At 52.4% G+C, this 14,539-nt stretch carries 12 protein-coding genes; 3 read left to right on the plus strand and 9 right to left on the minus strand.

The genetic code is table 11. The features are described 5' to 3' along the window. Positions 1-38: 38 nt before the first annotated feature. The 3 genes from glpC to glpA are packed head-to-tail and all read right to left on the minus strand — an operon-like array spanning position 39 to position 4,166. Positions 39-1,247, minus strand: coding sequence for an anaerobic glycerol-3-phosphate dehydrogenase subunit GlpC (gene glpC, locus DDT52_RS18015; RefSeq protein ID WP_136157580.1), 1,209 nt, complete (start codon positions 1,245-1,247; stop codon positions 39-41). After that, on the minus strand, positions 1,244-2,506 hold the full coding sequence (glpB, locus tag DDT52_RS18020) for a glycerol-3-phosphate dehydrogenase subunit GlpB (RefSeq protein ID WP_136157581.1): 1,263 nt from the start codon (positions 2,504-2,506) through the stop codon (positions 1,244-1,246). The genes glpC and glpB overlap by 4 nt, the downstream gene beginning before the upstream one ends. After that, positions 2,496-4,166 (minus strand): anaerobic glycerol-3-phosphate dehydrogenase subunit A, encoded by a 1,671-nt coding sequence (gene glpA, locus DDT52_RS18025; RefSeq protein ID WP_136157582.1) that lies wholly within the window; start codon positions 4,164-4,166, stop codon positions 2,496-2,498. Before glpA ends, glpB begins: the two co-directional genes overlap by 11 nt. A gap of 308 nt (positions 4,167-4,474) precedes the next feature. Between glpA and glpT the strand changes: the two genes are divergently transcribed. Beyond that, positions 4,475-5,824, plus strand: coding sequence for a glycerol-3-phosphate transporter (gene glpT / locus DDT52_RS18030; RefSeq protein WP_136157583.1), 1,350 nt, complete (start codon positions 4,475-4,477; stop codon positions 5,822-5,824). A 74-nt stretch (positions 5,825-5,898) separates the two neighbouring features. Beyond that, complete coding sequence (gene glpQ, locus DDT52_RS18035) at positions 5,899-6,966, plus strand: glycerophosphodiester phosphodiesterase (protein WP_136157584.1); 1,068 nt, start codon at positions 5,899-5,901, stop codon at positions 6,964-6,966. Positions 6,967-7,136: 170 nt separating this feature from the next. Here the strand turns inward: glpQ and DDT52_RS18040 are convergent, their stop codons facing one another. The 3 genes from DDT52_RS18040 to pldB form a co-directional block, all read right to left on the minus strand. Further along, a complete protein-coding gene (locus tag DDT52_RS18040; RefSeq protein WP_136157585.1) occupies positions 7,137-7,559 on the minus strand; it encodes a lysozyme inhibitor LprI family protein in 423 nt (140 codons plus the stop codon). A 419-nt stretch (positions 7,560-7,978) separates the two neighbouring features. Then, on the minus strand, positions 7,979-8,776 hold the full coding sequence (yigL, locus tag DDT52_RS18045) for a sugar/pyridoxal phosphate phosphatase YigL (RefSeq protein ID WP_136157586.1): 798 nt from the start codon (positions 8,774-8,776) through the stop codon (positions 7,979-7,981). Positions 8,777-8,885: 109 nt separating this feature from the next. Continuing rightward, a complete protein-coding gene (gene pldB / locus DDT52_RS18050) occupies positions 8,886-9,881 on the minus strand; it encodes a lysophospholipase L2 (RefSeq protein WP_136157587.1) in 996 nt (331 codons plus the stop codon). 251 nt (positions 9,882-10,132) lie between these two features. On the opposite strand from pldB, the gene rhtB reads away from it, so the two are divergent. Beyond that, the gene (gene rhtB, locus DDT52_RS18055; RefSeq protein WP_136157588.1) at positions 10,133-10,753 is read left to right on the plus strand and encodes a homoserine/homoserine lactone efflux protein; all 621 of its coding nucleotides are present in this window, start codon (positions 10,133-10,135) and stop codon (positions 10,751-10,753) included. A gap of 46 nt (positions 10,754-10,799) precedes the next feature. On the opposite strand, the gene rhtC is transcribed toward rhtB, so the two are convergent. The 3 genes from rhtC to pldA all read right to left on the minus strand — a co-directional run bounded on the left by rhtC (position 10,800) and on the right by pldA (position 14,347). Next, positions 10,800-11,417, minus strand: coding sequence for a threonine export protein RhtC (gene rhtC / locus DDT52_RS18060; protein WP_136157589.1), 618 nt, complete (start codon positions 11,415-11,417; stop codon positions 10,800-10,802). A gap of 48 nt (positions 11,418-11,465) precedes the next feature. Next, positions 11,466-13,292, minus strand: a complete 1,827-nt coding sequence (gene recQ / locus DDT52_RS18065) for an ATP-dependent DNA helicase RecQ (protein WP_136157590.1) — start codon at positions 13,290-13,292, stop codon at positions 11,466-11,468. 188 nt (positions 13,293-13,480) lie between these two features. Continuing rightward, a complete protein-coding gene (gene pldA / locus DDT52_RS18070) occupies positions 13,481-14,347 on the minus strand; it encodes a phospholipase A (RefSeq protein ID WP_136157591.1) in 867 nt (288 codons plus the stop codon). Between the last annotated feature and the right edge of the window lie 192 nt (positions 14,348-14,539).

Below are 14,539 nucleotides of genomic sequence, written 5' to 3' on the forward strand. Positions count from 1 at the left end.
CTCATTGCATGTAAAAGGCAGTAATCAGCAACGCGCAGTTACTCCTGAACCAGCGCCCGGGCCAATAGCGTAATCGGATGTTCACAGGGTTTACTGGTGGACATTTCGATTTGCCATTTACAGGTTTCGCAATCCGTCACCACTACATCCACGTCGCTTTCTTCTATCTGACGGAACAGCGGTGCGCCAATCCCCTGCGCCGTGGTGTAATTTTCTTTTTTGAAACCATAGGTGCCGGCGATACCGCAGCACTGGGAATCCAGCACGATCAGTTCGATGCCGGGGATCCGCTGCAACAGCGCGAGCGTATACGCCGTCCACCCCATTCGCTCCAGATGGCACGGCGTATGATAGGCCACGCGCAGCGGCAGTGAACGCAACGGCAATGTACGCCCTTCTTCTTCCAGCAGGCGGTAGAGCCGGCGGGTAACCAGTTCGATGCCTTCACGGACATTGCCGTTATCGATACCCAACAGATGCGGATATTCATCCCGTAGCGTAAAGGTACAGCTGGATGAGGTTGCCACCACCGGAATCGCCTTGCCGTTGATCGCCTCATCCAGAGAGTTGATGTTTATACGCGCCTGCTTGCGTGCCTGATCGTGATAACCATTGGCAATCAACGGCACACCGCAGCATTTCTCTTTGCTCAGCAGCTGCACGCCGATACCCAGCGCGTTAAAGACCCGAATAAGGTCTTTTCCCAATTGGGGATGGTTGTAATTCACATAGCAGCCATGAAAATAGGCAATCTGTTCGGCATAGTGCTGCTGTCGTTGCGCCTGCTGGCGATACCAGCGACGGAACGTACCGAAAGAATATTTCGGTAACTGGCGGCGATGGTCGATTTTCAGTGCCTTATCCAGTAACTGACGCACGGGTTTCAGGCTGGTCGCCGTATTGACCAACGGCGCAAATGGCGTCGCCATCGTTCCCATAAAATCGGTATGACTCAGGATGGCATCACGCAATGTCGGCTTGTGTTCACTGTAGCTGGCTTTCGCGCGCTGAATGATGTCGCCAATTTTAACGTCTGAAGGGCAAGCCACTTCACAGCGCTTACAGTTGGTGCAATATTTTAATGCTTCATCGTATAGCGCGGGATCTTTACGGCGCAGGCGCTCGCCGTCCGGGCCAGCCTGTTTCGGCCCCGGATACAAAGGGTTAACCCGCGATACCGGGCAATAGGTGGTACATACCGTACACTTGATGCAATTTTCAAAACTGTTATCAGTAAGCAGACTCATTGGTTGCCCTCCTTCAGTATCTGGTCGGCAACATACAGCGCGCTGAGCATGGATACTCCCGCTCCGCAGCCTTGAGCAATCGGATCGAACCCTTCCAGTACCGCGCCGATGGCATACAGGTTATCCACGGTTTTACCGCCGATGGCGGGCCGCAGATTTTCATCCGTCATCACGCCGAATTGCATATAGGGTTGAGCGGCAAAGACATCTTGTTGACTCCAGCATTCGCGACGTGCGTCAAAACGCACATCCAGCCCGAATACCGGCTCAGCGATCTGGTCGAATTGCGCCACCAGGCCATTACTGAAAAAACTGCCGCTGGCCAATACCACCTGAGCCGCACGCAGCGGGATATCCCCGTGATTATGGGTATACAGCACCGCCTCATGGGGAGTCAGATCGGCACGCTCCACTCTGTCGCCCGGCATCACTATGCCGCCCAGTTGGCGAAAACGACGAGATAGCGCCTGATGCAAACGCAATCCCAACAATGATGGCGGCAACGTCGGCAATAGCAGCACCGGTTTGCCGAGCGCATTATGCAGCTCCGTCATCACCGATACATTTTCCAGCCCCAGACAGGCAGGCATAACGATCGCGTCATTACCGTTGGCCAGCGTCGCCAGTTCATCGATCAATGCCGGCAGATTCTCCGGCCGATCCAATACACGGGCGATATTCACCGACCGAAATTCACTGGGGTTGTGACGTAAACGATCCAGCACCGGCAGTTTTAAATCATCACTGCGGGCCGCAATCCCCTGAACCTGCAATGCCCCCGCCACAATACGGGATTGAAAATCAAGAAAACCTTCAATACCGGCAATTAACGGCCTTTCCCAATGCAGGGCTTCAGACAACCCGCAGGTGACGCTGTCGGCAGGGCTGAGCCAGCAGGGACGAAACTTGCCCAGAGGCGTCATGCGTTGATGGTTCTGACGATAATCCCCCAGCACCGCAATATCAGAACGGCTTAATAACGCTTGCGCTTCAGGCAGTAATGCCGTGATACGTTCGGCACCGATACGCGAATAAGGATGTTGGGGCGCCAATCGGGCCAATTCGGTCAAAGCATTCAATGGCTGACTTACCGCGCGGCCATCCGGCAGGCAAGAGAGCAAATCCAACGCGCCGGAAGAGAAATGCAGCGCGCTTTGTCCGGCGCTGACAATCGCACAACGTTTTCCCAATTCAGACAACCGAATGCCACAGGTTAACCCCGCCAGACCGCCGCCAATAATGACTACGTCATACCGCATGGTGTTCCTCCTGACCGTCATCGGCCGTCAAGCCGCACAGCCCCTGATATACCCAGTTGGTAAATTCGCTTTCGCGCAGCGTATTGCCCCAGGCAACCGGGCGAATGCCCTTCCAGCGTTCATTCAGAAACTGGCTGAGTTGGATAATGGATTGCTCCGGCGTCGATTGTCCCAGGCGGCATAGCAGCCCCGCCGCCCGACACGCGCACAGCTCGCCCTGACACGTTCCCATCCCCACCCGGGTACGCCGGCGTAAATCAATCAGGTTGTTCACCTGTAGCGATTCCACCGCATAGCGCACTTCACCTGCGGTGACCGCTTCACATTCGCAGACCAGACTGCTATCCAGACGTTCTCCCGAGATCAAACGCCCGGCGCGATCGCCGTGACGATAAATCGCCGATCCTCGCAGCGGCGCCGACAGTTGTCTGTCATCCGTGGGTTTTGTCGTGGATTGAGCCGGCTGGCGTCGCTCTCCGGTGGGCTCGGAGCCCGGCAGCGCTCTCTGGGCCGTGGAACAGGCAACGTTGTGGCCCAGCTTTTCGCAAATTTTGTCCGTGGCCCATTCGGCCATCAGTCGATACGTCATCAGCTTGCCGCCCGTAATGGTGATAAATCCTTCCAATCCATCGCGGCTGGCGTGGTCTAGCAGCACAATGCCACGGCTCACGCTCCGTCCACTCGGGTCGCTGTCGTTCGCAACCAACGGGCGCACACCGGCATAAGCGCGCAAGATACGCGTGGTCGCCAGCTGCGGCGCCAGCATGCTGCCTTCACGAATCAGGGTGTCAACTTCATCAGGAGTCACCGTCATATTGTCGATTTGGTCGTAATCGACGCGGGTTGAGGTCGTGCCAATCAGGGAAATCGTATCGCCCGGCACCAGAATATCGGCGTCCGCAGGCTTGCGGCAGCGGTTGATGACCATGTTGTTAATACGATGTCCCAAAATCAGCAATGCGCCTTTGGCCGGAAACATACGCACCCGCAGGTCGGCATATTCGGCAATATGCTGTCCCCAGATCCCAGCCGCATTCACCACAATCTGAGCGTATATCTCTGTTTCAGTAGAATCTTTGTGGTCGAAAACGCGTACGCCGGTAATGCGATCGCCCTGACGAATTAAACCAATAACTTCATGATATGTCAGGACGATCGCGCCGTGCTCGCAGGCGTCAACCATATTGGCTGTCGTCAGCCGGAAAGGATCCACGGTGCCGTCAGGCACCCGCACCGCACCGATCAATGTTGGGTTGGCCGCCGGTTCCAGCCGCAGCGCTTCCTGCGGATCAATGGCCTGCGCATTGATTCCCGCCTGCTGGCAGGCCGTAATGAACTGGCTCTGCCAGGCAAGATCATCTTCCGGCAGCGTCAGGAACAGGCCATCGGTGGGTTCAATACAGTGGCGGGCAATACGGCGAAGAATGGTATTTTCTTCAATACATTCGCGTGCGGATTCGCCATCCGTCACGGCATAACGCGCCCCGCTGTGCAGCAAACCGTGATTACGCCCGGTGGCGCCCGTAGCCATATCGTGGCGCTCCAGCAACAGGCAGCGCAACCCACGTAATGCACAATCTCGCGCAATGCCGGCTCCTGTCGCGCCGCCGCCAATGATAACGACATCGGTTTCCCGGTATGCCCCTTTCTTCTGCATCATGTTCTCGCCCCAGACGCTCATTGTATGTTGCTATTGGGACATAAAATATAAGGTTAATGTTTGATAAAGAGCAAAAACGAACAAAAAACGAAAATTAATAGATAATGAAAGACCGTAAATGTGATTTAACTCACTAAAATCACGCCTTCAATTCCCTCCGTTCTGTTAACATGCACACAAAAAATGTCACGCTGTCATAAAAGCGTAACATTTGAGCCATGACTCACAAATAACCATCGATTTACTCACTACAATTACGTTCGTAATAGAACAATAAATTGTCGTTTTCTTTCGCATTGGAGATATCTATGCTGAGTATTTTTAGGCCTGCGGCCCACCAGCCGAAAATGGAAGAAGATCACATTGATCCTGTCTATCGCCGCCTGCGCTGGCAGATTTTCATGGGGATATTTTTTGGCTACGCCGCCTACTATCTGGTACGCAAAAACTTCACGCTGGCAATGCCTTATCTGATCGAACAGGGCTTTTCCCGTGGGGATCTTGGCTTTGCGTTATCCGGTATCTCAATTGCCTATGGTTTTTCCAAATTCATCATGGGTTCCGTATCCGACCGTTCAAACCCCCGCGTCTTTCTGCCTGCGGGATTGATTCTGGCGGCTTCCGTCATGCTGTTCATGGGCTTCGTCCCCTGGGCAACATCAAGCATTGCGGTGATGTTCGTTCTCTTGTTCCTGTGTGGCTGGTTTCAGGGAATGGGATGGCCTCCGTGTGGACGCACCATGGTTCACTGGTGGTCTCAGAAAGAACGCGGCAGTATCGTTTCCATCTGGAACTGCGCGCACAACGTCGGGGGCGGTCTGCCACCGCTGCTGTTCCTGCTGGGTATGGCCTGGTTTAACGACTGGAAAGCGGCGTTATACATGCCGGCGTTTGCCGCCATTCTGGTTGCGCTGATTGCCTTTGCTCTGATGCGTGACACGCCACAATCCTGCGGCCTGCCGCCGATTGAAGAGTATAAAGACGATTATCCCATTGATTACGATGAAAAAGCAGAAGAAGAGCTGACGGCGAAGCAAATCTTCATGCAGTACGTTTTCCCCAACAAACTGCTGTGGTATATCGCCATTGCCAACGTATTCGTCTACCTGCTGCGCTACGGTATCCTTGACTGGTCGCCAACCTATTTGAAAGAAGTGAAACACTTTGCACTGGATAGATCGTCCTGGGCGTATTTCCTCTACGAATATGCCGGTATTCCCGGCACGCTGCTCTGCGGCTGGATGTCCGATAAGGTCTTCAAAGGCAATCGTGGGGCGACCGGCGTATTCTTTATGGTGCTGGTCACCATCGCAACGATCGTTTACTGGATGAATCCGGCAGGGAATCCGCACGTAGACATGGCCTGTATGATCATCATCGGTTTCCTGATTTACGGCCCGGTCATGCTGATTGGTCTGCACGCACTGGAACTGGCGCCGAAAAAAGCCGCGGGTACCGCAGCCGGATTTACCGGCCTGTTCGGTTACCTTGGCGGCTCCGTTGCGGCCAGCGCCATTGTCGGTTATACCGTCGATTTCTTCGGCTGGGACGGCGGCTTCATGGTAATGATCGGGGGCAGCATATTGGCTGTCGTGCTGCTGTTGATAGTGATGGTCAGTGAGAAAAAGCATAAAGAAGAATTAGCCAATCGTGCATAATCCCGTCTTGTAAGCATCCCTCTGGCGGCGTCTACTGACGCCGCCTGTCTCTCAACAGAAAGAGGTTTGACCGCATGAGCTACGTTGTAAAATCACTTCTCACCAGTATCGCCTTGTCCTTTTCATTCGGCGCCCTTGCCGAACAAAGCAGCAAAATCGTTATCGCCCACCGCGGCGCCAGCGGTTACCTACCAGAACATACGCTGCCAGCCAAAGCCATGGCCTACGCACAGGGAGCGGATTATCTGGAGCAGGATCTGGTACTCACCAAAGACAACGCACTGGTCGTCCTGCACGATCACTATCTTGATCGCGTCACCGATGTCGCAGAACGCTTTCCTCAGCGAGCGCGTCAGGATGGCCGGTTTTATGCCATTGACTTCACGCTGTCAGAAATTAAGTCGCTGAAATTCACTGAAGGGTTCGACATTAAAGACGGCAAACAGATACAAAGCTACCCCACTCGTTTCCCAATGTGGAAATCTGACTTTCACGTCCATACCTTTCAGGAAGAAATTGAGTTTATTCAGGGCCTGAATCATTCAACCGGCAAAAATATCGGCATCTACCCTGAAATCAAAGCGCCGTGGTTCCATCATCAGGAAGGTAAAGACATTGCCCGCGAAACGCTGACCGTACTGAAACAATACGGCTACACTCAGAAAAACGATCGGGTATTCCTACAGTCTTTTGATGTCGCAGAGCTTAAACGCATCAAGACCGAACTACTGCCCGAAATGGAGATGGACCTGAACCTGATCCAGTTGATTGCCTATACCGACTGGCATGAAACCTATGAGAAGCAGTCTGAAGGAAAGTGGATAAACTACGACTATGACTGGATGTTCAAACCGGGCGCCATGAAGCAGATTGCCGCCTACGCCGACGGTATCGGCCCGGACTATCACATGCTGGTGAAACCCGACGCCACAACCGGGCATATTTCGTTTACCGGACTAGTGAAAGAAGCGCACCAGAACAAACTCCAGGTTCACCCGTTTACTGCGCGAGCAGACAGGCTGCCCACGTATGCCAGGGACATCGATCAGCTTTACGATATTCTTTATAAACAGGCGAACGTTGACGGCCTGTTCACCGATTTCCCTGACAAGGCGGTGAATTATCTTAAAAAACCGCGCTAAACTAGAACATCCCGTTGAGACGAAAACAGGGGGCAGAATAATACCGGAATGACGATAACGAGCCATAGTCGTATTGTTCGTTAAATCAGAGGATTATTCTGCCAACACCTATCGCCTGGCACACACCTAATACTGTTAGTACTCCCAGATATCAATGCTATATATAACATCTATGGGAAAGAGGGTTCCCCATATAAAGTTTCTATCCTTCGATAATTTTCGATAGCATTACATATGTCTAAATTAAATTGATATGCCATCTCATTTTTATCTATACCTAATGTGACATAAGAGCATCTATCTTTTTTATATACTTCCCACGACCTTTGCTCTCGTATAAATGCATCAGTGATTTCTTTATTATTCATTTTCTCTAAAGCTACTTTTATTTCGGATATCCTTTTCACCAGCATTGCCCTGGAGTCATTCTCCATCAAAGCTGCACAATTATATATTTCATGATAACTTTCCCCTTTAATCAAGTCCTTACATATTCCATTCTCACTATCTTTCAGATAATCATTTGATGTCTTCGCCCACGAACCAAAGGAAATGAGAAAGAAAAAGACTACTGCAACACTAACAATTCGCATATCACCCTCTGTTATTCTTCAAATAATTAACCCTACCCCTTGCCAACTCATCCCTAACAAGAGTTTGGTTATTGGTTATATATTCTATAAAATAATCTATGCTATTTTTCGTCGCAGCTATCATGGCTGTCTCTCCCCTATATCCCTGATAAGTCATATCGATTAAAACATCTTTTATCGCTGGATGTAACTCATCCCAACCAGGTCTATCCTGTACCTGAATAGTTATTTCATAATAATTTTATTTTGCTCTTATTATATAATTTCGATAAGTCAAATTAAATAGGGAAATCTGTTGTCTTTCCGTTATCTCTCCAATTTCATTTCTATATTTTCTAATCCATTCATAAAAACCGTATATCTGTGACATACGGTCTGGCGGGCCATCCCCAACTGGAGGGGATGGTAAAGCGAGATTATCACAGGAACAACTCCCGCAAATAGTTCGGCACAGCATTTTCTGCATTGGTGCCAATCACTTCACAATCCGGCAGCAGGTTTTTCAGACGCTGGTGCGCATTCTCCATGACACAGCCTTTACCCGCCATCGACAGCATTTCATAGTCATTCATGCCATCCCCGAAGGCGATACACTCTTTCAGTGAAAAACCGATGATCTTCGCCACCTGCTCCAGCGCATGCCCTTTGGATACGCCACCCGCCATGACTTCCAGACAGGTTAACGTTGAAAAACTCACATTGACACGGTCGCCCCAGCGCGCATTGATCGCTTCTTCCAACGGCAACAGCTGTTCATGTGAGTCACAGGTAAAGAACACCTTGCTGACGCCATCCGTTTCCAGCAGGCCCGGCTCAAACAGTTTGTACCTGAAAATCGATTCCCGGAAAAAACGCTCCTCTTCCGGCCGCCGACGATTCATGTACCAGTCATCGTTGCGGTATACGTGCGTCAACATGTTCGGGTTATCGTGCATCACGTGATACAGATCGTGAGCAATGTCCTGATCAAGGCTATGACTGAAAATCAGCTCTCCCTGCGTGTTATGTACCCGTGCGCCATTAGAGGTGATCATAAACGCGCTAATGCCCAGGCCATCGCGGATTTGCGCCACATCCATATGATGCCGTCCGGTTGCAAACACAAAATGAATCCCTTTTTTTGTCAGCAATCTGAGTGTCTCTTTGGCATACGGCGATAAGGTATGGTCGGGTGACAGCAGCGTGCCATCTAAATCGGAAGCAACAACATGATACATAGCGGTGAGATCTAACCTCTGTGGTGGTGTTTGGCGGCATCCGCCGTAAAATTTAATGATATCCCCGTCATCTTTCAAGCTGTAGGCGCGTTGGCCGGCAGCCTGAAATCTATTGGGTGTAGTCGGCAAAGTGAGCCAGAATCAGCTCAAACGCCTGAGCACGCATGTTATCTTTCTCAAACAGAATCTCATGACGGGCCCCTTCGATAACCCGGGGCGCGCCGCCAGCGCAAGGGTGGCCGGCCTGCGCCAACGCCCGACAAAAATCGTCCTGACTACGATTATCCACGACCCGATCTTCCTGAGCCTGTAATAATAATATCGGCGTCGTGATATCCGCAGCCAGCGCCAATAACTGCTTACCTGCGGTCATGGCTTCACGCACCCAATGATAAGTCGGGCCGCCAACGCGCAATTCCGGGTAATCCGCATAAAATCTGACGCTGCGCTGGTAACGTTCACGGCTGTGCGTCAATACATTGACCAGGTAGGGCAAGGGCTGCCATTGCCCGGTGCCAATCGCATAATAGTCACGTATCGGAGGGTGACGTTCTGACCAGTCAAGCACCCGCCACGCCAGCCAATGAGGTATTGGCAAATGGATGCCGCACATCGGCGCACAAAGCGCCGCAGCATCAAACGATCCTGGCTGGCGCGCCAGAAAATGGGCCAGAATAGCACCGCCCATCGAATGAGCAAGCGCGAATCGTCGTGTATAGGCGCGAGGTTCGATTTGCTGCTGCCACAGCAGCGCGACGTCGTCCACGTAATCGCTAAAGCGTAATACGTGCCCACGATGGCTATCTTCCAACAGCCGACCGGAACGGCCCTGCCCGCGATGGTCCATCATCAGCACGTCATAGCCGTTGTGGAAAAGGTCGTAAGCCACTTCGCTGTATTTTACGTAACTTTCGATACGTCCCGGAAACACCGCCACAATATGCTTATGCTGCGGCGCAGAGAAACGAACAAAGCGGATCGGCACATTATCGACGCCGATAAACTCCCCTTCCTCACGCCGAAACCAAAAATTCAGCAACTCTCCGGTAGCAAAGGCAGAAAACTGCGCTTCTCGCGTTAACAGGCTATCGTGATACGGCATCATCACACATCTCCGGTGCAGGCCAGTAAAGCTATCGGAAAGACTTTTTGAAATATAAATATCAGCGTATTGTTACATAAAAAATTTCCAGGAGAAATTTTTAACGTCGCTGGCGACGGCCCGGAGGGTAGCGGGCAGGGACGCCCGCTATCAAAAATCGCAGGGAGCGTTTATTAACAACGCAAAGCGTTGGCCCTTCAGGGTGGAAGGCAGGATGCCGTTATAGACAATGACAATCATGGAGTAATTCGCCGATGACCATAGACTGGTGGCTAACCTATTTACTGACAACACTCATTCTCAGCCTTTCCCCCGGTTCGGGCGCCATCAATACCATGAGTACGGGCATCAGCCACGGCTATCGCGGTGCGGTCGCGTCAATCAGTGGATTACAGGTCGGGCTATCGATACATATTGTGCTGGTCGGTATTGGGCTTGGCGCACTGCTGTCAAAATCCCTGCTGGCGTTTGATATTCTCAAATGGCTGGGGGCGGCCTATCTCATCTGGCTGGGGATCCAGCAATGGCGTGCCGCCGGGGCGCTGGATTTGCAGGCGATAGCCAGCGCCATGCCGCGCCGCAGACTCTTTAAACGCGCCATTCTGGTGAACCTGACCAATCCGAAAAGCATTGTGTTTCTGGCCGCGCTATTCCCGCAATTCATCATCCCACATGAACCACAAGCCGCGCAGTACCTGATTTTAGGCATCACGACGGTTGCCGTCGATGTGGTCGTCATGATTGGCTATGCCACGCTGGCAACGCGCATTGCCGGCTGGCTGAAAGGCCCGCGTCAGATGCAAACGCTCAATCGGATATTCGGCTCATTGTTTGTTCTGGTCGGCGCACTGCTCGCCAGCGCCAGAAAAGCCTGATTCATTTCCCGGCCGGGTTACATACCCGGCCAGTGTAAACAACGCATCAGCGCGAAAAAATCAGATGTAAACCAAACCCGGTAAACAGCACCCCCGCCGCGCCATCTACCCACTTCGCCATACGCTGGTAAGCCCGACGCATCGCCGGTAACGCGAAGACCACCGCAACCAGGCTAAACCACAACAGCGTTTCGATGGCAATCAGGGTGAAAATGCCACAACGCTCGGCGCTACCGACGCTATCGCCCACAAACAACGAGAAAACACTACCGAAATACACCAGCGCTTTTGGGTTTGCCAGATTGGTCAGCAGACCGCGAATAAATGTTTTGCCACGCCGGGGCAGTACGACCGCCGTTTCCTGTTCGGTTTCCAACTGTGCTTTGCGGCGCGCTGAGCGGAGCATCTGCCAGCCCATCCAGCACAGATAGGCGCCGCCGCCGATAGTAATGGCACGATGCAACCAGGCCATCTGCTGTAACAAAAGGTGCAACCCCAGTAATGCGATCGCCGCCCAAATGACAACCCCCAGAGAAATGCCCAGTACGCCCATCATTGCTTCACGTCGGGAGCGGCTGGCGGCGGTTTGAGAAACGAAAAAGAAATCCGGACCTGGGCTCATCAACGCGATGAAATGCACCAGTGCGACAGTCAGAAAGAGCATGGTATTTTCCTGTTTTTTAGCGTGTTAATGCACCTGTTTTAACGTCCATCACTCGTCATCATTATCAACATGATCGCGGATCATGGTCATAAAAGGCGCGCCGAAGCGTTCAAGTTTACGATGGCCTACGCCATTAATATTCAGCAACTCACCAGCGGTAATCGGCATCAGTTCGGCCATTTCCAGCAACGTGGCGTCACTGAACACCACATAAGGCGGAATATTGGCTTCATCGGCAATGGACTTACGCAGCTTGCGTAATTTGGCGAATAATTTGCGGTCGTAATTGCCACCGTAGGATTTCTGGCTGGCGCGCGGTTTCAGGTTGATCACCCGCGGTACGGCCAGTTGCAAAGAGACTTCGCCACGCAGCACCGGCCGGGCTGATTCGGTCAGTTGTAACGCGGAATGCAGGGCGATATTCTGGTTCAGCAAACCAAGATGAATTAGCTGGCGCAACACGCTGACCCAATGTTCCTGCGACTTTTCCCGTCCGATGCCATAAACCGGCAGTTTGTCGTGGCCGTACTCACGGATACGCTGGTTATTCGCTCCGCGCAGCACTTCAACAATATAGCTCATACCAAAGCGTTGCCCGACCCGATAAACGCAGGAGAGCGCTTTCTGCGCGTCGAGCAGACCATCGTAACGCTTGGGCGGATCGAGGCAGATATCGCAGTTACCGCAAGCCTGCTGACGACCCTCTCCGAAATAGTTCAGCAAGACCAGACGGCGACAGGTTTGCGCTTGCGCAAACGCGCCCATGGCATTCAACTTATGCCGCTCAATATCCAACTGTTGTCCGGCAGGCTTTTCTTCCAGACAGCGCCGCAGCCACGCCATATCCGCCGGATCGTAAAACAGTACCGCTTCAGCCGCCAGCCCGTCACGTCCGGCGCGTCCGGTTTCCTGATAGTAGGATTCGATATTGCGCGGAATATCAAAATGCACCACGAACCGCACGTTCGGCTTGTTAATCCCCATGCCGAACGCCACCGTCGCCACCACAACCTGAAGATCGTCACGCTGGAAGGCTTCCTGCACCTGCGCACGACGCTCGTTTTCCAGCCCGGCGTGGTAGGCCGCCACGCTCAGTCCCCGGCTTTGCAGACGCGTGCTGATGTCTTCCACCTTCGCCCGGCTATTACAGTAAATAATGCCGCTTTTGCCGCGCTGGCCCTGAACATACATCCAGAGTTGATCGAGGGGTTTGAATTTTTCCACCAGCGTGTAGCGAATATTGGGTCGGTCGAAACTGCTGATCTGAATGAGAGGCGACTGAAGATCAAGCAGTCGGATGATGTCCCGCCGCGTGGTTTCATCCGCCGTCGCGGTTAACGCAATGACCGGCAGCGAGGGAAAATGCTGTTTAACTTGCCCCAGCGCCCGATATTCAGGGCGGAAATCATGTCCCCACTGGGAAATGCAGTGCGCTTCATCAACGGCGATCAGGGAAGGCTGCCAGTGAATCAGATGATCGAGAAACCCGTCCGTCGTCAGACGTTCCGGCGCAATATACAGCAGCTTGATCTGCCCGGTACGGCAACCCGCCATCACCTCAAGCTGTTGCTCGCGCGTTTGGGTCGAGTTCAGGCAAGCGGCGGATACGCCATAAGCCTGTAGCTGATCGACCTGATCTTTCATCAGAGAAATAAGCGGGGAAACCACCAGCGTCAGACCATCCATCACCAGCGCCGGGATCTGATAACAGAGCGATTTCCCACCGCCGGTCGGCATGACAACCAGACAATCCCGCCCGCTGATGGTCGCGTTAATGATCTCTTGCTGACCCGGCCGGAATTGCTGGTAGCCAAACGTCTCCCGTAAAACCTGAACAGCAAGCGTTTCCTTATTCAATACTTCCGCCGTAGACACGCGTTCCCCAATCCGATGAAATCAAACAGGCGCTATTTTCAGCGCCGTCCGGTAAAACTGCAATGTTTTAAATGGCAGCGCCCCCGATTATCGCCATACTTGCGAACCTTTCCGAGAAATTGTTTCTATTTCGTCAGACTGACAGGCGGGAAACGCGAGCAGGCAACCATCCCCGGCGCCCGCCCTGTCTAGAACATATCGTTCAGCGTGACCCCAACGCCGAAGCGCGTCTGGCGATGATTGTAATCAATGAGCGATTCACCATAGCCGCTGAACACTTTGGTATAAAAACGCACGTGTTTCGTCAATGGATAGCTCCAGCCGAGTTCGCCGCCGCCGTAGCCGCTGTTCCAGTTATAGCGCCCTTCCGCACTGAACACGCTGTCGCCCCAGACATAGCCGACACGCAGGCGATAGTGTCCCATATACTTTGTAATGTCCGGGTTATCATCCTGGCTGTCCGAGAAACGAATCCACGGTTTCAAATCCACCTGCCAGTTGCCATTTTGCGCCATCAGACGGGCATAGGCACGGTCCCAGCTACGCGATGTCGGCTCAGAACGTCCGTTCGACTGATGATTGATCCCCACTTCAACATCCCGCAACGTCCAGCCGGCGAAGGTGTAATCCGTTGCCCAGCCCAGAAAAAGCTGCGGTTCATAATCGGTTTCACGAAACGGTGAAGACTCGCTTTTATTGGATAATTGCCACCAGGAGCGTTGCGTATAGGACGCCCCCAGCAAAGAGCTGTCACCGAAGATGCCACGCCACAGCGGGAAGCCAAGGCTAAGCTGGAAATTCACTTCATCCTTGCGCGCTTCATCGCCCCAGTTATAACTCTGTATCGCGGCTTTATTAATATTACTGGTGTAGGTATACAGCAGATAGTTGCTTTCATAAGGATAGAGAATAAACGGGCTATCATGATCCTGTAGCAGGCTGGCGATAATACTGCCGCGTACCGCGGGTTTGTCATGCACTGGCTCTATTTTTGCCTCTTCCGCCTGAGCGTATGTCGTCAGCAGCACCGCCAACATACCTGCAATTTTACGCATTCACTTTTTCTCCCGAGCATTCACGATGGCTGTTCCAGCCAGGCAATCAATATCAACATAAACCAGACATTCTACACAGTTCGTCGGTATTTGAATCCGTGTTCGATACTTTCTCAGTCTTTTCTGGAAAGAAATAAAATATGCACATAAAATAAACAATTAATTAACTTTTCAGCATCCTATATCCGGTGC

It is taken from the genome of Brenneria roseae subsp. roseae (assembly GCF_003115845.1).
Classification (GTDB): domain Bacteria; phylum Pseudomonadota; class Gammaproteobacteria; order Enterobacterales; family Enterobacteriaceae; genus Brenneria; species Brenneria roseae.